This is a genomic window from Gordonia sp. SCSIO 19800 (genome assembly GCF_018132775.1).
Classification (GTDB): Bacteria; Actinomycetota; Actinomycetes; order Mycobacteriales; family Mycobacteriaceae; genus Gordonia; species Gordonia hongkongensis.
Window position 1 is genome coordinate 79,975 of record NZ_JAGRQM010000022.1, and the last position, 18,386, is coordinate 98,360.

The following is an 18,386-nucleotide window of genomic DNA, read 5'->3' on the forward strand; positions in this document are numbered from 1 at the left end:
TCTGCTTAAGTCTCGGGAGGTAACTTCGCCGTGTCCTTGCCGATACCGAACTGTTACCCAATCTGAGATGGACAACGCTTTGCCTCTTCACCGACTGAACGCCGACTCTTCGACGCGCCCCGCCACTCGCGCCCTGCTCGACTCGACGTCGCGCACCCGGCGTCCCGGACGCCATCGTGCCACGTCGCACTCCACCGCCCGCACAGCCCTGCGAACGGGTGCGTTCGCCGCGTTCGTCGGTGCGGTCGGCCTGAGTGCCGGCACCGCCGCGCAGGCAGCGGCGCAGCCCGCTCCCCCGCCTGCGCCGAAGATCGCGCTGCCCGAGAACGTCAAGCTGCCGGCCGGCGTGGTCCTGCCGCCTGAGCTCGACAAATTCGCTCGCGACGTTCTGCCCCCCTCGGCGTTCGGCCCGGGCAGCTTGGAGCTCCCCGGTATCAAGAAGGCAGTGAAGCCGGTCAGCGGCACCGTGACCTCGGGCTACGGCCCGCGCTGGGGCACCCACCACAACGGAGTCGACATCGCCAACAAGATCGGAACGCCCATCTACGCCGTGACCGACGGCGTCGTCCTCGAGTCCGGACCGGCCTCCGGCTTCGGCCAGTGGGTCCGTGTGAAGCAGGACGACGGCACCGTCGGCGTCTTCGGGCATGTCAACGAGAGCTTCGTCCACCCCGGCCAGCACGTGCGCGCGGGTCAGAAGATCGCGACCGTCGGCAACCGCGGTCAATCCACCGGCCCCCACCTGCACTACGAGGTCTGGGACGCCAACGGCACCAAGATCAATCCCCAGGCCTGGCTCAACAAGCGTGGCGTTCACCCGTGACGGTTGGTCGTCCTCGCTATACGACGTCGGTCCTGTCGCAGGAGACCAGACAGAGGATCTGAACGTCGCCTGTTTTAGGTACCTAGACGTCAGCCGGATTGCGAGTACTGCTCGTCGCCGGAAAACGTGATGCAAGGCGACAGCGACGTTACTGTCCACGGCGGACCATACGAAACGATTGAACGAGTGAGGACGACGGAGAATCCCTCGTCGTTCGTGACCTTCCGTTCGTCCGCCGAATTCTTCCGCGCAATCTCAATGGGCTTGTATCCACGCGACTCAAGTACGGAGAAGCCGCGGTCAACCTGCGAGCGTGTCGTCGGTTCGTAGTAATCGACGTTTGTCTCCGACCGAACACTCCACGGCGGCCCGTCGACGAGCGAGTTCTTGCCGGTGCTGCATCCGTGAAGCTTTTCCGGATGCGTCATCGGCTGCTCGGGAAAAGGAAGTGCGACCTGCCATACAGGCACAAGTTCGTTGAGGTTCTGGTTGACCGTTCTCCAGGCCACGTCGACGGGCATCTCTTAAGACGGCTTCTCGGCGCGGATCGAACCTTCGCATCCGCCGGTGATTCCGATAAGGCATATTGCAAGAGTCGCCACTGCAGTGATTTGCCTCAATCCTAGGAACCTCAACGGAGTCCACGCTTGGGGTCAACGGCGTGACTCGTTGATCTTAGTTCGCGAATGTTATCAATTCGACGCATTGATTCTACGAGCGACTTCTCGCAGTTTCGCACCATTGGTCGCCTTCGCTTTGTTGGAGAAGTCGGTATTGGGAATGACAAAAAAGCGCACCCACCCTTGGTGATACCGTCGGAGAACGCTCGTCGTCTCGAAGTCCAGTTCCTCTCCCTCAATGGTGAGGGTGAACAGATCGCTGTCCAGGGTCGTCTCGGTGGGCTTGACCGTAAACCCCCAGCCATACCCGAGATCCGCGTGGATACGGTTCTCAGGGAGCGTGTCGACTGAAACAAGTTCTATGTACGAGTCGAGCGCCCTTCCTCGTGGGACGTCTGACAGTTCCATGTAAATCGGCGTTGACGTCGAGTACGTGTTGAAGAACTGAGTCAGTGCGTCGATTGCTAGCTGACATTGATTCTTGCCCAAGACTGCACCTCTCTGACTATGAGATCGGTCTAACGAATCCAAGAATTGGGAATCATCATGCCCGGCGTGAAGACTATCTGATTTCCACCGCCGAGAAGCACGCCACCTGCATAGATTTCCTGAGGCGCGACAGCTCCCTCGAAGTACTTCGTGCCAGCCGGAACTTCAATCCTGGTCACAGCTGTGGCTTGATTCATCCACTCCGGGTTCAGTGCGCTATCGATACGAGCCTGCAAAGGTCCGCTCGGTTCAGTCCGAGTCCAGAACTGACCAAGAGGACGTCCGCCTTCTGTGTATGTCCTGTACAACGTCATCGGACTCGTCGACACTCTTTCTGTATAGCTGCCACCTCGGAATGTTTCGGCCAACCACTTTTCCAGGGGCCCATCTACGTGAGGACCGTATCTCTTGACCGTTTCATCGCCAGAGCACGGGGTGAGGCCGAGTGGGTCGATAGTGGCGGTCGGGTCGGCGGGATAGGTGTGCGGGTTCGGCGCGGGCGCCAGCCCCAGCGGGTCTGGACTCAGATACCTTCCGGTCCCCGGTTGGTAGTACCGGTAACGGTTGTAGTACAACCCGCTCTCGGAGTCCGCGTACTGACCGGGAAACGCCCACGGCGTCGACGAGCCCACCCACGTGCCCTCGCCGTATAACGTTCTTGCCGCATGCCCGGCGACTTCGCCGGTGTGCGGGTCGACGAGTGTTGTTGGTGTCGCGACCTGATCAGTGATGATCGCGAAGAACTCTCGATCGACTTCAGTTTGGGTCCACTCGACCGGCCTGGACGGCGCGAACGTAGGTGACCCGAGGTTGAGGCTCACGTCCGCGTCGGGTGCGCTGTTCCTTTCGTCAGCACTGTCCGACGCCACTATCGTTTCCGTACTGCGTGTCTGCGCCAGAGGGGTGTACGCATAGGGCGCGAACGTCCAGGTAGTCGCCGTGAGGCCCGCGTTGGTTCCGGCGTCCGATGCATCCGGCACTGACTCTGTCTGTTCAACCAGCTGCTCGCCGTGCCAGTGGAACCGAGTGACTGCCCCGGTTGCCGTGTTGGTCTTGCTGAGGCGTCGCCCGAGGTGGTCGTACGCGTACGTCCACGTCGTCCCGTCGGGGGTGGTCACGCTGCGCAGTCGGTCGTGAGCGTCCCAGACGTAATGCCACACATCGGGTTTGCGCGACAATCGCCTGTGACTCATCGAGGTGAGGCGACCGGCGGGGTCGTATCGGTACGACGTCCGGCCGTCATCGACTAGGAGGGTGCCGGAGTATCGCCAGCGGGGACCCTTCGAGGCTCGGCTAGCGCCTCGCACCTCAGGGGACGGAGACTGGCTAGCGCCTCGCACCTCAGGGAGCGGGGGTCGGCTTGCGCCTGGCTGGCCAGGTGGCTGGGGTTGGCCGGAGTCTTGCGCACCGGGAGGCGTGGTCTCTGAACGCGAACCCGAGATCCCGTAGTCGGTGATGTTGCCGGCCGCGTCGTAGGTCAGCTGCTCCGTGCCGGCGGAACTGGCCGCCGCAGTGATCCGTCCAAGTACATCCACCTGGTAGTCGGTCCGGCCGCGATCGGCCAGCGTCGTCGTCGAAGCGGTGAGGATGCCGTCGGCGCGGTACCTGTACTCGGCTCGTGCGACGGTGCGCTCCGGTCCCCCGCCGGCCGATCCACTCGAACCCAGGTTCAGCGTCGCCGGGTTCGCCGAAACGGTCGCAACCGAGCGGCCCACCAGCCGACCGACCGGATCCCACGACGAGTCGATCGCCGTGCCCTCGAAGCGTCGACGCTGCTCACGCCCCGTGGCTGTGGTGGTGATGTCGCAGCTGCGGCCGGCCGATGAGAGGAAGTCGAGCACGCCGCGCGGGTCATACCCGTAGCGCGTGTGCACTGCGGTTGGCGTCGTCACCGATGCCGAACGGCCCGCGCCCGTCCAACCAGACTCGATCACCCAGTCCGCGGATCCGTCGTTCACGCCGGTCAATAGCGGCATTCCCGCCGCCGTATACGTCGAGTGCCACCGCCCGAACGCGCCGACGACACTCTCCGGCCGCCCGGCGAGGTCGTAGCTGTACTCGGTGACATCCCCGTCGAAGTCGGGGTTAAGCGGGTCGGAACTACGTTCGGCGACAACACGACCGGCCGCGTCGTACTCGAACGCTACAGTCTGCCCGGCCGCGTTCGACCGCGTAGCGAGCCGTCCACACGCGTCGTACGTGTAGGTCGTTGTCGCGTTGTTGAAGTCGATCTCGGACTGCAATGAGCCGTCCGCGTTGTACGAGTAACTCCACACCAGACCGTCGGGGTTGGTGACCGCGACGAGCCGGCGGGCGGTGTCGTAGGCGAACGCCGTTCGCGAACCATCTGCATCGATCCGCGCCACCGGCAGGTCGTAGTGGCCGTACTCCCAACGCGTCGTCGTATTAACGGGATCGACGTAGGCGACGCAATTGCCCTCCCCGTCGTACTCCCACCGCGACTGCCCACCATCGGGAGCGATGAGACTCGTCCGATTCCCCATCGCGTCGTACCCGACGGTGGTTCTGGCGCCCTCGGCGTCGACGACCTCGACCGGCCGCCCGAACGCGTCGTATCTGATCCGCGTCGTGTGGCCGAGCATGTCGATGATCTCGGTGGGTAGTCCGGCCGCGTTGTTGCGGTAGCGAACCATAACGCCGTCGGGGTCCGTGAGCGACGTCAGCGCGCCGTGTTCGTCGTAGGTGTACGACGTGACCGCGCCGGCATTGTCGGTCACCGTCAGCGGACTTCCACTGTCGGTGTAAGCGATACGCGTGGTGACCGGACCCGGTTCGACGATTCGGTCCAGCCGTCCCGGACCCGCGTAACTCACTTCCGCTGCTGCGCCGTCGGGTCCGACGATCCGCTCGACATCACCGAAAGCGTTGTAGTGCAGCCGTGTCGACAGTCCATCTGCACCAGTGAGCACCATAGGTTGTCGACTGTCGTTGTAGTCGGTCCGGGTGATCCGACCCAGCGCGTCGATCTCCTGCCGCACCCGATTGTCTGCATCGATGCCGTACAGCGTCGTCGCGTCGACGGCGTCGGTGTAGGTCGTCATCGATCCTGGACCCGCCGTGCGGAGCTGGTAGTCGAACCGCCCGGACCACACCCCGTTCATGCCGGATTGGATGGTCACACGGCCGAGGTCGTCGTACCGGTTCCAGTACTCCATCCCGATCGAGTCGCGCCACCAGGTCATCCGCCCGGCGTCGTCGTAGCCGAAACGCGTTGTTGCACCGACGGCGTTGGTCGACGCCGCGAGATGGCCGCGGTGGTAGGTGAACGTGCACAGTTGCTGGTCGACCGGAACCCCGTCCACCCCGGCGACCAGGCGATGCCCCAGGATCCGAGCGCCGTCGCACTGCACATCGATGCGGTAGCCTGCGGAATGCTCGACCGCCGAGGGTCTCCCGTGCTCGTCGAAGACGAAGCGGATGCGGTTGTGATGCCGGTCGGTCATGGCGGAGACCGCGATGCTGCCGGTCGCGATGTCGACACCGTTGAGCTCGGGGATCGGGATGAAGAACCAGCTGACGAGCGTGCGGACATGAGTCAGCTGGTACCCGTCCGTTGCTGTTGCTCGCAGTTCCCAGTCGGTGTCGTTCACGCTTCGTGACACGGAGTCATTGTGCGGCTTCGGGAAATTCGTCATCGTGCCGTCGGCGTCGACGATGGTCACCAGGTCGTCGGAGACGATGGCACGAGCATCGAACGTGGACGGTGTCGTCGGTCCCAGCCACCGACCCCACCGGTAGCGCGAGCGATGTCGATGTGTGAGCCGCAGCGGCAGAACGCCGGGTAGGTCGACGTCAGTCAGCGGAAGGAAGTACTCGCCGGTGGCGACGTTGACCGGCTCGCCGTTGCTCCGACACTGCTCGGGCGACTCGTTGCCTTCACTGGTGTCGGCGCGTTCCGTCGAGCCCGCGTCGGTGCGTTCGGGGTGAGCGGGGTCGATCGGTTCGCCGGTGTCGTTGTCCGGGGCGGGGTTATCGACGTCCGGGTTGTCACCGTCGGGTCGACTACCTGGGGCGGGGTCGCGCGGCGACGACGGTGCATCGGGGCTCGCCGGACGTGGGCTGGCCGGTGACGGGCGTTCCGGCGTGAACGGGCGGTCGGGAATCACTGGCGGCGGGATCGGACGGTCGTCGGGTCCGGTGCGCGGCGGGTTGGGTGTTGTATCCGGCGTGTTCCGCGCGGCGGGTTCGGGCACGTGATAGGTGCTCGACGGAACCGGGCGGCCGCGGTCCAGGTCGCGCGGTGTCGTCGATTCCGGTGTGGTGCGCGCAGGCGGCGTGCGGTCCGGGGTGTGATCGGGTGCGCGCGGAGGTGTCGTGGGAGCTTCCGCACGCGCCGGGGCGCCGGGACCAGCCGGCGTCGGAGCGGGTTTCGATTGCGCGGGATCGGGTGTGGCATGTGGCGTCGACACCGGGTGGTGGCCGGCGACCGGCCCGACGGGTCCGGTTGCGGGCGTGTCGGTGTGCTCAGGTGTGCGCGTTGGGGTTTCGACGACGTCTGGTCGAGTTGTCGGCGCGTCGGGATGGATCGAGGCCGGCGTGGGGCGTGGACCAGGCGCGTCTGAGTCGGGGCGCGTGTGAGGTGTTGTGGGACTTGCTGGTTCGTCGGCTTTGGGTGGGTGCCCGCCGATCGGCTCGTCGTGCCGGGTCGGGGTCCGGTCGACGACAGGCTCGTCGGGCTTGGGCGCCGACGGTTCATGGTGTGTCGGGATCGGTGCGCCATCGCGGTCGACGGCGTTGTGTCCGGGAGTTGACTGGCCGGGTGACCGGTCGCCACCGGGTGCGGCTGCGGGAGTGGTGGTGTCGCCGCGGTTCGGCCCGGGCGGGTCGTCGTCGCCCAGGTTTCGTGGTCCAGAGGGATTGTCCGTGGGTCCCGGCGTGGGTGATCCCGGTCCGTCGGAAACGGACGAGGGAGTGGTCTCGGGATTCGGAGTGGGCGCGGGGGTCTCGGGACCGGGTGTGTGCGGGCCGGGGCCGTCAACAGGTCCGCTGGCGACGGGCTGGTCCGGGGACGCTGCGTCTGGGCGTGGCGCAGGCGGTTCAGGCGCTCCCCCGCTGGGCGGAGTGTCGACGGCGCCCGGCGAAGGCGCGCCGGCGTCGGGGGTGGGCGCCGGATTCGGTGAGCCGGCGGGCGCCGGTGACTCGACAGCTGGAGCGTCCGGCGCGGGACCGTCAGCTCTGGGGACCGGAGGCGCGTTGTGGTCGACAGCGAGGTCGGGACCTTGTCGTCCAGGCAGGTCGGCACTGGGGCTGGCGCCAGGCGTGTCTGGCGACGATCCGTGTGGCGCGGGCGTCGGGTGTGGTGACGCGGGCGGGGCGCCTGGGTGACGTGGTGTCGGGTTGATGTGTGGAGTTGGTGGCGTCGACGGGATGTTGCGACCGGCCTTCATGAAGCCGGTCAACATACCGCCGCCCTTTGGACCCGGGGCAATCATCATGGCCGTGTTGCCGATGACATTGCCGAGTGCCTGGGACGGATCGGTCGACCATCCGGATCCGGCGAAGTTCCGGACGAACTCGTCGGGATGGGCGACCTGGTGCACGATCCCGGTGACCATGGTCGCCGAGTTGCGCATGTAGTTGTGGGGATTGGCAACGTTGTACGGGTTCTGCGGGAGCATCGTGTTCAGCCCCCTCACCACCTCGGTGACCGACCCGATGAGACCTGCCTCGAAGTGGTTGAAGCCGGTGACGGCGGCGGTCCCGACATCGGTAGCGGTCATGCGCGCCTGATCGAACGCGGACGGCATCGGCGGTGCCATGTTCGCGGCGCCGCTCAGTTCGGCCTTGACGCCCGGGGCCGACGAGTTGCGGTGGTCGCGGCCGACTTTGAGGACTCGCTCCGCCTCGGCCTTGTATCCGGGCCAGGGATCGGGTCCGGGATGGGTGGGCGGGGTGTCGCGTCGATCGTTCTTGTAGTCGTCGAGTTCGTCGTTGTAGATGTTGGCCTTGGTGACCCATTCGTCCCGTTGCGCTCGCCCTCTTCCCAGATGCGCACGGCCTCGGCGGCTTTCTGCTGCGCAAAGGTAACGACGCCGGCCCAACCTGTGAGTGCGGCAGCGGCTTTAGCCGCGGCGTCGCTGGCGGCGAACCATGGTGGAACTTGGTGGCCGATCGCATCGGCAAACTCTTGTGCGCCGTCGCCCGACCAGTGATCCACCGAAATGGCGCGCAAGCCCTCGCCGGCGGTGACGAAGTTCCCGGCGAAACCCGTGAACTTCTCAGCGAGCGAGGTGATACCGGCCGGATCACCAAGGATCAACTCCCTGGGGTCTTTGGTCTCGCCCAGATTCTTCTCGTCGGGCATGGCGCCCAGCGAGTTGGCGACGCCGTCACCGAAGTCCTCGACGTTGGTGGCGATGCTGTCGAGACCGACGGCGCGCAGGCCGCCGCCGAGGATCTCAGTCGCGCCGTCGACGAGTCCGCCGACGACCTCCTTGCCGCCCTCGAGGGCGTCGAACAGCCCCACTTACTTTGTCTCCGGCGTGCCGGTTGGTTCGCTCTCGGCGGTGCTCGGTGAGTCGGCGGTGAACCCGTCACGTTCGAAGCCGTCGATCGCGTCGGTGAAGCGAGACGACGGGTCGACCGAATGGCGTGCGATGGTCTCGAGGTCCTCGATCATCGTCCCTCGGAGTTGTTCACCGAGCTCCTGGTGTTTTCTCAGCTCTTCCGGCGTCAGGGCCCACTGCGGATCGGTGATGGCGTTCTTGTTGTGCTCCCACAGATCGCCCCACGACATTCCTTTGATCTTGTCCGGGGTGAGGCTTGGGTCGCCGAACACGTCCATCGCATAGTTCTTGAGCTGGTCGCCCGCCCATTTCTCTTCGCGCTCGTAGTGGCTGGCACCGAGCCCGAGTCCTCGCGACAACTCAGCGGCCCCGGTCACCAAGGCTCGAACACCCCACTCCCAGCGGTCGCAGTACTCCTCGAGTCCGCTCTTCGGGTCGGCGTGGCCGATGGTTCGACCGTCGAGGTCGAGGTCGCCGTATCCGCGACCGAGCGCGGCACTGTAGTCCGAGCCAACGCCGGTGTCGGCGAGTCCGTCGATCACGCCGTTGATGCCGGCGCTGGTCTTATCGAGGGCCGAGGGCTCAACGTGCAGGTTTTCGGTCATCGGACTACCTCGCCCTCGTCGTCGTAGTAGCAGTGCGGTGTCAGCTCGCGGGATGGCGGGAACGTCATCGTCGACGGTGTCGCGGGATCGACGACGAGGCCGGTGGGTTCGGGGGCTTCGTCCAGGACTCGGTCGATCAGCGCATGACCGGGAACTTCGAGGTAGCGGACCTCGTCCAGGTCGCGGTCGGTGAGTTCGGCGAAGTCACGCAGCCTGTCCGGCGTCGTGAACGCCAGCATCCACGGGATTCCGGCCGCCACCAGCGTGAACAGGCGTCCGTGGAGGTCGAGAGGGACAGCGAGGGTGACATCGCGGAGGGCATCGTATAGTCGAGGCGGATCGCCGAAACCGGACAAATACGCCCGCACCTCATCGACATATGTCGTCATCACCGGACTCCCCCGCAGTCATCACCGTGTGCCGGTTGATGCTAGATCATGAAGTCCAGGTTCTCGCGGCGGTGTCCACAACAGACATCAGTTCACCGCCGTCTTGCTGGGCAGGTCAGCGGTGAATCATCGAAGTGGTCCGCCAACTCACAAGACAGGTGGTTGACGTCGCGACCAGGGAAGCCGTACTACTGTGTTCGTCGAGGTAGACCAACGCTCAGGCCCGACACGGGGAGGAAGCCTGTGAGTACGCCCTTCGAAGACGGCTCGTTGCTGCCAAGGCCCGTCCCGGACATGCCAACTAGTCCTCACGGGCGTTCCACGATCCTACGGTCTGAGCGACTTGCGTGGGAGCAACGCGCGGCCGTCGCCTCAGACGCTGCGCATCACTTAACAGCCGCTTCGATAGCCCTGGGCGAGGTTGAATCGACGAACTACTTTGGCGATTGCATTGAAGGTGACAACTTCTTCAACGCATTCACCCGCGCACTTGATCAGCTGAGCACGCAGATCGATAAGAATCTCAGGACTGCGCGAAGCCTCGCGAGTCAGTGCGTACAAGCTTCACAGCAGATCTCGTCCACGGACGAAGAGAGCGCCTTGTCAATTGAGGCCTAGTGAGTCGAGCCGTCTGTTCATTTCTGTTTTCTTGGCGGCGGCGGCATCGTTGGCTATCAGCTCGTGCGCTGTATCGGGTACGCCGCAGGCGGGAAGCTCGGGTGTCTATGAATCATCGGCCCAACCGAGCGGAGAAGTCGCGGGCATCAGGCAGACCGACGATCAGGGACGAAATTTACCCTTTGTGAATCGTTTTCCGAATCGATGGAGCATCAACAATGATGCTACGAATTACGAACCATGCACTTACGTGGCCGAGTCGACGGTAATCCGTTTTGGACTCGATCCCGGGTCTGTGGAAGACGCCGCTTCATCCGACTTTCAGACAGCGCGCGGATGCCGTTGGTACTACGTCGATGACGCTCTTTCGTCACTCAGTCAGTCTGTGGGTAACCTCGTGCGGCCCGACCAAGGTTTGCGCGGCCACAAAGACCGAATCCGGAACACTTTCGATCTGCTACCCGACCTCGAGGTTGGCGGTAGGCAGGTGCTGCAAGGAAGCCGACTACCCGGTTCATGCTCGGTCTTCGTTCGTTCTGGCGATGCGGTAGTTGGGACTACCGTGAATAGATTCGACATAGTACGACCGCCGACTGCCGAAGTCTGCAATACGGCGGTTGAGTTTCTGCGCGCAACTATCGCCGATATTCCTTTGTAGCCCCGGCGACGGATGACTCACCGCTCCTAGATAATTGAATCGGGTCGGGCGCCTCGTGCGTGCCGATCGCGAAGTGGTGGCCGGGCAGACACCCAAGTGCCTGCTTGAGTACTTGGCGAACCTAGCGATTGACGATCGATCGGCGTCGCGGACTTCCATCATGAACTCCGAGTCGTATGCATAGTTCATCCGTCTTCCGGTTATGGGTGTCCGCGCTCAAACCGATCGGATCGGCTCAGCGCAGAGGTTCTGTCCACCGTTCGGACCAACCGTGACGGTGTCGGTCCTGTCCGATACATTCGGTTCGTTCCCACGCAGATGGAGGTCCGATGTCCAACGAGCTCGTCCAGGTACCGGTGTGGACGCTGGCCACAGATGAGGCGGATATCCCCGCAGTCCTGAGCGACACAGCGCTGACTCCCGATCGGCTCGCGGGCCTTCGCCGTGCGCTCGCTGAGTTCAGCGAGACGCCCCTGACGACGCTGGAGGCTCATGCGGCGCCCGAGTCACTCGATCGGTCGAAGGGTATCCACCTGCACGGCGTGAGTCCGCTGGCGCAGCAGCTTTCACAGCTCGTCAAGAACACGCCACAGGTCTTCACCGATGGCGGCGAAACGCTCTACCGAATGCAGGTACCGGCGAAGTTTGCGGCACAGGTCGCAGGCGGGATGGTCAAGCCGATGGCGTCGTCGAGCGCTGCGAGTGGGGTGCACACTGCGCTCACCGACGGATCAAGGATCGTCGGGCAGGCAACGATGGTTCCTGTGACCGCGGGAAAGGCAGCCGCTGCCGGTGCCGGTGCCGCGGCACTGACTGTCGCGGCGCCCTTGGTCCTGATGGCTGTGGCCGTTGGCGTAAGCGCATACGCCGACCAGCAGCGTCAGAAAACCCTCGAGAGGATCACTGAACTACTCGAGAAGCTTGTTGCTGAAAACCTGGAGTCCGAACAGCACGCGCTGGAGGCATGCCGGGGTGCTATCCAGAAGGCGACCGCCATCGTCCTAGACGAAGGGCGAATAGGGGTGTCCCTGGGACTTGACTCCGCGGTGTTCGCGATCGACAGCGCCGTGTCTAAAGCGTCGTCCCGGATCGTCAAGTGGGAGAAAGCACTGCAGACGTTCGACACCGACAAGGTCGAACTGAACCACCTCGCTAAAGCGATCCCGGGTGTGGAGGCCGCGGACAGCGAGTTCTACGTCCACGTCGAGCTCGCCCAGCTCGCCATCGCGATGAAGCGGCGTGTCATCGTGCTCCAGGCTGTCGAGCACGCGCAGCTGTCGGAAGGAAACCCGTTCGAACGCTTCGCTGCGATGCTGCACAAGGAGCAGCACGACATCGAGGCACTCGATCGCCGCCTGGATGGCGTTCTCCTCCGCCTGTCAGCGCTGCAACTTGACCGGTCTCACGGCATCCGCGACATCATGTTCTCCTCCGGCGAGGTGGACAAACTGCTGAACACAACGCGTCGACTGCGCGGTCTCGGGCAGACGGTGCAGATTGCCGGACGGCAGTCGGAGGTCACCATCGACATGGTCCAGGAGAAGGACGGTTCGGTGATCGTCTTTCCCGCGATCGCCTCATAGCGGTCGATCATGGGGCCGGTGAACGGACGCAACGCGGACCCCAGCGTGGTCGCGGCGAAGATGGCGCGGATTCGGGAACCCCACGTCGCGCCGCTCAACGACCTCGCCGATCGGGTCGCCGATGCCGAAGGACTACGCCGAGGTGAGGTGCCCTACGTCGACCCGGACGCAGGCGGCGTCAACGCTCGAATGCTCGTGCTCCTGGACAATCCGTCGACGAAGGCCGAATCGACTAGCGGGTCGGGCCTTCTGAGTCTGGACAACAACGACTGGACAGCAAGGAACTGCCGAAGGCGTATGCGCGCCACGGAGTCGACTGGGACGACGTTGTCCACTGGAACGTGGTGCCTTTCCCGGTTGCCGGTGTGAAGAACGGTGGATCGACGCCGACGGAGCGGGCGCGCGGTGCCCGTTGGACCCGGGAAGTGGTGAGTCTGCTAACGAATCTAGAGATCGTCCTGCTTCTCGGTGGTTCCGCTCGCGATGGTTGGCGTCGTGCATCCATCACGCGAGACGGCATCTACGTGCCGGCAGGCAAGATTCCGCACTGTTCGATGCGTGGATTGAATACCGCAGGCGGGCGCGAGCGGTTTGAAGCCGCGATAGCCGACGTAGCGACGAGACTCATGCTGGCCTGAGCACCCACCCGGAACGGATGAGGACTGCGGTGACGTTCGGCCACCGGCGTGCAGTCGCAGCTTCGGGACGCCACGCGGTTCCGACCAGCGTGGGCCAATGCGCTGTGCAGCAGGATCTCTCGCTGCCGTCGAACCGCCCTGTTGTCATCGCATGACGACTGACACGCATGGTGCGCAACGAGTGTTGCGAACACGCTCCGCGTCCACACCGTCCACGGTGTGGCTAGCCACCGGACTGATGATCACCGGAGCGAGCATCCAGCTCGTCGGCATGTTCCACGCGCTCTCGTTGGTCGACGCAGTTAGGGAAGAAGTGCGTCTGCGGCAGTCCGTTCGTCTCGGTGACGGATCGACTTATCGGAGCTCTGACGCACTAGATGTCGCGAGCGAGACCGGGACCAACGTCGCGACCGGTTTGATCGTCGCGTCCTGCCTCGCACTTGCCGGACTCTGGCTACTACTTGCGTACGCCAACCTGCGCGGTTTCCGCTGGGCACGCGTGGCGGCCACCGTCATCGGCGCGGTAGGCATCGTCTCCGGGATCACGTCCTTAGCAACCTACGACAGGTCAGTGACCAGCACGCTCGACGTCCTGCTGTTGGTCATCGAAGTAGCCGTACTGAGTCTCCTTTGGCATCCGCGTTCAGCGCCCCACTTCCGCCAGAAGTGACCTGACAGTCGGCCAACGCCACGCTGCGTCTCGGCACGGTCGATGATTCCGGCGGGTTTGGCAGAATGCGGGCATGGTCGAACAGAGCATTTGGATGCAGAAGTCCGCCGCGGATCCCAGCCACTCCAGCTGGTACGTCGAACGCTTCCGCACCCTGGCGCGCGAGGGCAACGACCTGGTCGGCGAGGCGCGGCTCATCGACGCGATGGCGTCGCGCGGGTCCCGCATCCTCGACGCCGGGTGTGGTCCGGGACGCGTGGGCGGGTACCTCGCCGAGGTCGGACACGACGTCGTCGGCGTCGACGTAGACCCGGTCCTCATCAAGGCCGCCGAAGAAGACCATCCCGGCCCGCGCTGGCTGGTGAACGACCTCGCCGAACTGGACCTCCCCGCCCGCGGCATCGACGAACCGTTCGACCTCATCGTCTCGGCCGGCAACGTGATGGCGTTCCTCGCGCCGAGCACCCGTATCACCGTCCTCGAGCGACTGCGCGCACATCTCCGCAACGACGGCCGCGCCGTGATCGGATTCGGAGCCGGCCGGGACTACGCATTCGACGAGTTCCTCAACAACGCAGCCACCGCCGGCTTCGCTCAGGACCTACTCCTGGAATCATGGGACGTCCGCCCGTTCACCGAGAAGTCGGAGTTCCTCGTGGCCGTCCTGCGGCCCGCGTAGAACCCCAACAACATGTCGACATCCTTGCCCAAACCGTCAAGAGCCTTGAACGGCAAGCGAATCAGTCGTCTGCGGTCCCAAACGTCCCCTTAGTGATCTCGACGTCAGGCGACAGCGGATGCCGCATCCGCCAGCGTTCAGTCAGCTTCGACGCGGCGATCTTCCACTCGCCGTCCTCGACGACGTACTCGTCGTCGTACTCCCCCACCATGACCGTCTCGGTCCGGTCGAGCAGGTTCACCTGACGGAAGCGCAACGACCATCGCCCCGTCGCAGTCGTCTCACTGGTGAGGGTGATGTCCGGATGCATGCCGTGATGCATGTCGAGGATGGCGAACCGGCCATCAATCTTGTGCAGCGCGACCCGCCGGAAGATGTCCGTCAGGGCGTCGGCGTCGTCGAAGGTGCCCATCGGTCCGTAGTCGATCCGCGCGCCAGTGCGGACGAAGCAGTCGCGAAAGGCGTCCGCGTCTTTGGCATCCGACGCTCGCCAGTAGCGGTACTTGAGTCGCTCGATCGCAGCGACGTGCTCGTGCTCCGAATCAGTCGTCATCGCCATCCGCTCTCCGCTGCAAGGCCCCCGGCCCTTCGGTCCGCTCGGGCGTCATGGGCAGCCTATGTCCGCTCGCTCCGACCTCACGTGGATTCGCCGACACTCGACGGGCTTGTCTTCGGAAGGCAGCGCTCGCCCCGAGGATTCGGGGCGCTACTGCGAGTCGGGGCACCTCGGTTCCGCGGACGCCAGAACGCTGCGGCGTCATCCCGCAGTCGCAGGCCGACCGAAATTGTCAGTGGTCGATGCGATCATCTGTGCGTCATAAGTGGTTCTCGCTCCTGTTCTGCGTTCGTCGTCAGTCGCCTTACCGCCGGCGCTCTCTCCCACCACGAGCAGCGTCGTCGCTTACGGCTTCGGTGACAACACGATCGAGGCGGGTTGGAGGAAGGAAGACGGATGAAACTCTCTGCTGCGCTTGATGTCGAGGTCGTCGCCCACGAAGCCGCCGACGAGGTGACCGTGCTGCTCGAACTGCAGGCACCTGCCGGGCCCGTCACGGACCGGACACCGACAGCGTTCCAGGTCGTCCTAGACCGGAGCGGGTCGATGTCCGGCGCCCCACTCGCCGGCGCACGGAAAGCGCTTGCGAGCGTGGTCGCCCAGCTCGACCCGACCGATGTGTTCGGGCTGGTCACGTTCGACGATTCGGCCGACGTCGTGGTCCCCGCTGGTCCACTCACAGACAAGCAGCGTGCTACCGATGCCGTTGCTCGCATCGACGCCGGGGGCCTCACCGACCTGTCATCGGGCTACCTACGAGCTCTGCAGGAGCTGCGACGCGGAACGACCGCAGCAGGTGTTCGAGGCGGGACCGTGCTGATCGTCAGCGATGGTCACGTGAATCAAGGGATCCAAGACGTCGACGCCCTCGCCGGCGTCACCGCGAAAGCCGCGGCTGACGGCATCGTCACCTCGACGCTCGGCTACGGCCGCGGGTACGACGAAACGCTGCTGTCCGCGATGGCGAAGGCGGGCAACGGGAATCACGTCTTCGCCGACGACCCGGATGCTGCTGGTGCGGCAATCGCTGGTGAGGTGGACGGGTTGCTGGCGAAGTCGGCTCAGGCCGTCACCCTCACCGTACGTTTCGTTCCGCAGGTGCAGAAGCTGTCCCTGTACAACGACCTTCCAGTCCACCAGACCGCTGAGCGCGAGCTGATGATCGAGCTCGGCGACCTGCATGCGCTGGAGCAGCGAAAGCTGTTGCTGCAGATGAAGGTCGACGGGCTTGCCGCGCTTGGGGTCACACAGGTCGCCGGTCTGGAGTTGCGCTACGTGGAGACGGCCACGCTGACCGAGCACACGGTGACGCTGCCCATTTCGGTCAACGTGGTGCCGGGCGATGAGCTCGGAGATCGGATACCGGATCCGAAGGTGCAGTCCGAGAAGCTCTACCAAGAAGGTCAGGCGGAGAAGCTCCGGGCGTCGCAGGCCTTCGAGCGTGGGGACATTGAGGGTGGCGAGTCCGCGCTCGGTGTCGCTCGGGCACGCCTCACCGAGGCCGCCTCATTCTGCCCGCCCGAGGACCGCGAGGCCATCGATGGGGAGGTTGGCGCGCTTGACGTGCTCGCTGCCGATGTCCGTACGACAGGTGCCGGTTACGTGTCCAAGGCGACCCGCGACTCGTATCATCTCGCCAACCGGAAGCGTGGCCGGCGCCGGGACTGAGCTCGTCCTCGATGACGCTGTCCGCAGGTTCTGCCCTCGACGCCGACGACCCACCGCGTCGAGCGCGCCCGAACTCTTCACCAGGAGGAACTATATGCACCTCACCACCGCCCAACTCGACCGCGCCGCAGGTGTTCTCCTCGGGACAGCCGCTGGTGACGCGCTCGGCGTTCCGTACGAGTTCGAGTCCCGCGTCCTGCGCGGTGACGAGGCGCCCCAGATGCTCGGCGGAGGTCTGGGCGACTTCGCTCCCGGCGAATGGAGTGACGACACGTCCATGGCGATGGCGATCGCCGACGTCGCGGCGACCGGCGCCGACCTCACCAGCGACGAGGCACTCGACGCCATCGCCGACAACTTTCTACGCTGGTTCGACGGCGGACCCGCCGACATCGGAATCCAAACCCGAGCTGTTCTGAGCGCGACGAGGCGTCGACTCAGCGGCAGTGGACTCGGCGCGGGCGCGATCATGCGCGAGGAGGCGAACGCCTACGCCGAGCAGCATCCGCATTCGGCCGGCAACGGTGCGTTGATGAGAACCGCACCCGTCGCGCTCGCGCACCTCGAAGATCGGGACCGCCTCGCTGACGCCGCGCGGCTGGTGGCCGGTCTCACCCACGCCGACCCCCTCGCCGGCGATTCCTGTGTCTTGTGGTGCGAGGCGATCCGGGTGGCGGTTCTGGACGGTAAGTTCGACGTCCGCGCCGGACTCGACCTACTACCCGACGAGCGAGTCGACCAGTGGTCGGCATGGCTCGACGCTGCCGAGTCACAGCCTCCGATGTCGTTCTCGCCGAATGGGTTCACCGTCACTGCGCTCCAGGCAGCAGTCTCGGCTATTCTGCAGACCCCGATCCCCGACACGATGCCATGCCGTCACCTGCACAGTGCACTCGACGCCGCAATCCGGATCGGCAACGACACCGACACGGTCGCCGCGATTGCCGGCGGACTGCTCGGCGCTCGATGGGGTGCGAGTGCGGTCCCGTGGTTCTGGCGTCGCGCCATTCACGGCTGGCCGGAACGCGACGGACGACCCAGCGACTCGCACGACCTGATCGCGCTGGCAACCCTCGCGGTGCGCGACGGCGAGCCGGATGGCAAGGGCTGGCCGCTGGTTGACGACGTCCAGTACTCCGAGCACGCATTCACCGACGCGGTCCCCCACCCGTTCGACCACGGGGTGCTGCTCGGCACACACGCGACTGTCGACCACAGTGCTGACGCGGTGGTGTCGATGTGCCGGGTCGGACGGCACCAGGCGTGTTTCGGGAAGGCAACCGAGTTTGTCGCGTCCCGGCTCATGGACTCGGGAGATCCTGCCGAGAACCCGAACCTCGAGTTCGTCCTCGCGGACACAGCTGATGCCGTCCGTGGTTTGCGTGCTGAAGGCAAGGCGGTGTTGCTCCACTGCGTTGCCGGACATCAGCGGACGCCCAGTGTCGCGGTCGAGTATGGCGTGATGCTTGGACATTGCCTCGACGATGCCCGCGCCTCGATTCTGGCGACGCTTCCGAGTGCTCGGGCCGATGGGCTCGTATGGGACCGGGCAGGTGAACGAGATCGGGTCGCGCTAGATGAGGCGCACGGAACCGCGTTGCGCGGCGGGGGCGCCGCGCAATGACAGTATCGGTATAGGTGTGAATCGGCGAGACTGGGCGCGACATTTGAGAGTCGTTGTTCTCGCAGTGATCTGGCCGCCTGCGCGCTCCCGTTGAGCGTCAACGTTCGCAATGTGATCGCTTGGGTCCTGCCCGTGCGTTACCAACCGATTCACCTCAAATCGTGTCAACGGCCAGTTTGATGTCCCCGCTGGTGGCCAGGTAGAAGTCCCCACCCTGTGCGGGATGTTCTTAGGTTGGC

15 protein-coding genes and 1 pseudogene are annotated in these 18,386 nt (G+C 64.8%); 9 read left to right on the forward strand and 7 right to left on the reverse strand.

What is annotated here, in order from left to right; translation table 11 throughout:
• Positions 1 to 67 precede the first annotated feature (67 nt).
• Entirely contained in the window at positions 68 to 823 is a 756-nt protein-coding gene (locus tag KB201_RS20530; RefSeq protein WP_211540261.1) for a M23 family metallopeptidase, read from the forward strand.
• A gap of 89 nt (positions 824 to 912) precedes the next feature.
• On the opposite strand, the gene KB201_RS20535 is transcribed toward KB201_RS20530, so the two are convergent.
• The 3 genes from KB201_RS20535 to KB201_RS20545 form a co-directional block, all read right to left on the reverse strand.
• Positions 913 to 1,344: a hypothetical protein gene (locus tag KB201_RS20535; protein WP_211540262.1), complete on the reverse strand. Its 432-nt coding sequence runs from the start codon at positions 1,342 to 1,344 to the stop codon at positions 913 to 915.
• A gap of 171 nt (positions 1,345 to 1,515) precedes the next feature.
• On the reverse strand, positions 1,516 to 1,932 hold the full coding sequence (locus tag KB201_RS20540) for a hypothetical protein (protein WP_211540263.1): 417 nt from the start codon (positions 1,930 to 1,932) through the stop codon (positions 1,516 to 1,518).
• Positions 1,933 to 1,961: 29 nt separating this feature from the next.
• Complete coding sequence (locus KB201_RS20545; RefSeq protein ID WP_307848098.1) at positions 1,962 to 6,146, reverse strand: RHS repeat-associated core domain-containing protein; 4,185 nt, start codon at positions 6,144 to 6,146, stop codon at positions 1,962 to 1,964.
• 1,255 nt (positions 6,147 to 7,401) lie between these two features.
• Here KB201_RS20545 and KB201_RS25110 point away from each other — a divergent pair.
• Positions 7,402 to 7,530: a hypothetical protein gene (locus tag KB201_RS25110; RefSeq protein ID WP_282958927.1), complete on the forward strand. Its 129-nt coding sequence runs from the start codon at positions 7,402 to 7,404 to the stop codon at positions 7,528 to 7,530.
• A 196-nt stretch (positions 7,531 to 7,726) separates the two neighbouring features.
• Here the strand turns inward: KB201_RS25110 and KB201_RS24990 are convergent, their stop codons facing one another.
• From KB201_RS24990 to KB201_RS20555, 3 genes are read right to left on the reverse strand one after another with little or no spacing between them, the layout of a single operon-like run.
• Positions 7,727 to 8,419 (reverse strand): putative T7SS-secreted protein, encoded by a 693-nt coding sequence (locus tag KB201_RS24990; RefSeq protein WP_249146141.1) that lies wholly within the window; start codon positions 8,417 to 8,419, stop codon positions 7,727 to 7,729.
• Positions 8,420 to 9,064: a hypothetical protein gene (locus KB201_RS20550; protein WP_211540264.1), complete on the reverse strand. Its 645-nt coding sequence runs from the start codon at positions 9,062 to 9,064 to the stop codon at positions 8,420 to 8,422.
• Entirely contained in the window at positions 9,061 to 9,453 is a 393-nt protein-coding gene (locus KB201_RS20555; protein ID WP_211540265.1) for an SseB family protein, read from the reverse strand. The genes KB201_RS20550 and KB201_RS20555 overlap by 4 nt, the downstream gene beginning before the upstream one ends.
• Positions 9,454 to 10,120: 667 nt before the next feature.
• Between KB201_RS20555 and KB201_RS20560 the strand changes: the two genes are divergently transcribed.
• The 5 genes and pseudogenes from KB201_RS20560 (at position 10,121) to KB201_RS20580 (ending at position 14,299) form a co-directional block, all read left to right on the forward strand.
• A complete protein-coding gene (locus KB201_RS20560; protein WP_249146144.1) occupies positions 10,121 to 10,729 on the forward strand; it encodes a DUF3558 family protein in 609 nt (202 codons plus the stop codon).
• A 329-nt stretch (positions 10,730 to 11,058) separates the two neighbouring features.
• On the forward strand, positions 11,059 to 12,312 hold the full coding sequence (locus tag KB201_RS20565; protein WP_211540267.1) for a hypothetical protein: 1,254 nt from the start codon (positions 11,059 to 11,061) through the stop codon (positions 12,310 to 12,312).
• Between the two features lie 9 nt (positions 12,313 to 12,321).
• Positions 12,322 to 12,950, forward strand: a pseudogene (locus tag KB201_RS20570) (uracil-DNA glycosylase).
• Between the two features lie 151 nt (positions 12,951 to 13,101).
• Positions 13,102 to 13,620, forward strand: coding sequence for a hypothetical protein (locus KB201_RS20575; protein WP_211540269.1), 519 nt, complete (start codon positions 13,102 to 13,104; stop codon positions 13,618 to 13,620).
• A gap of 73 nt (positions 13,621 to 13,693) precedes the next feature.
• Positions 13,694 to 14,299, forward strand: a complete 606-nt coding sequence (locus KB201_RS20580; RefSeq protein WP_211540271.1) for a bifunctional 2-polyprenyl-6-hydroxyphenol methylase/3-demethylubiquinol 3-O-methyltransferase UbiG — start codon at positions 13,694 to 13,696, stop codon at positions 14,297 to 14,299.
• Positions 14,300 to 14,360: 61 nt separating this feature from the next.
• Here KB201_RS20580 and KB201_RS20585 read toward each other — a convergent pair whose 3' ends face one another.
• Positions 14,361 to 14,852: a nuclear transport factor 2 family protein gene (locus KB201_RS20585; protein WP_211540272.1), complete on the reverse strand. Its 492-nt coding sequence runs from the start codon at positions 14,850 to 14,852 to the stop codon at positions 14,361 to 14,363.
• 399 nt (positions 14,853 to 15,251) lie between these two features.
• Here KB201_RS20585 and KB201_RS20590 point away from each other — a divergent pair, with 399 nt between their 5' ends.
• Both KB201_RS20590 and KB201_RS20595 read left to right on the forward strand, forming a co-directional pair.
• The gene (locus tag KB201_RS20590; RefSeq protein WP_211540273.1) at positions 15,252 to 16,523 is read left to right on the forward strand and encodes a VWA domain-containing protein; all 1,272 of its coding nucleotides are present in this window, start codon (positions 15,252 to 15,254) and stop codon (positions 16,521 to 16,523) included.
• 94 nt (positions 16,524 to 16,617) lie between these two features.
• Positions 16,618 to 18,147 carry an ADP-ribosylglycohydrolase family protein gene (locus tag KB201_RS20595; RefSeq protein ID WP_211540274.1) on the forward strand — a complete coding sequence of 510 codons (1,530 nt, stop codon included), beginning with the start codon at positions 16,618 to 16,620 and terminating at the stop codon, positions 18,145 to 18,147.
• Positions 18,148 to 18,386 lie beyond the last annotated feature (239 nt).

What these genes read in the sequence shown, in the direction of transcription:
- KB201_RS20530 (WP_211540261.1), top strand. Translation starts at nt 68, where the DNA reads ATGGACAACGCTTTGCCTCTTCACCGACTGAACGCCGACTCTTCGACG.
- KB201_RS20590 (WP_211540273.1), top strand. Translation starts at nt 15,252, where the DNA reads ATGAAACTCTCTGCTGCGCTTGATGTCGAGGTCGTCGCCCACGAAGCC.
- KB201_RS20575 (WP_211540269.1), top strand. Translation starts at nt 13,102, where the DNA reads ATGACGACTGACACGCATGGTGCGCAACGAGTGTTGCGAACACGCTCC.
- KB201_RS20555 (WP_211540265.1), bottom strand. Translation starts at nt 9,453, where the DNA reads ATGACGACATATGTCGATGAGGTGCGGGCGTATTTGTCCGGTTTCGGC.
- KB201_RS20550 (WP_211540264.1), bottom strand. Translation starts at nt 9,064, where the DNA reads ATGACCGAAAACCTGCACGTTGAGCCCTCGGCCCTCGATAAGACCAGC.
- KB201_RS20535 (WP_211540262.1), bottom strand. Translation starts at nt 1,344, where the DNA reads ATGCCCGTCGACGTGGCCTGGAGAACGGTCAACCAGAACCTCAACGAA.
- KB201_RS20580 (WP_211540271.1), top strand. Translation starts at nt 13,694, where the DNA reads ATGGTCGAACAGAGCATTTGGATGCAGAAGTCCGCCGCGGATCCCAGC.
- KB201_RS20585 (WP_211540272.1), bottom strand. Translation starts at nt 14,852, where the DNA reads ATGACGACTGATTCGGAGCACGAGCACGTCGCTGCGATCGAGCGACTC.
- KB201_RS25110 (WP_282958927.1), top strand. Translation starts at nt 7,402, where the DNA reads ATGACATTGCCGAGTGCCTGGGACGGATCGGTCGACCATCCGGATCCG.
- KB201_RS20565 (WP_211540267.1), top strand. Translation starts at nt 11,059, where the DNA reads ATGTCCAACGAGCTCGTCCAGGTACCGGTGTGGACGCTGGCCACAGAT.
- KB201_RS20595 (WP_211540274.1), top strand. Translation starts at nt 16,618, where the DNA reads ATGCACCTCACCACCGCCCAACTCGACCGCGCCGCAGGTGTTCTCCTC.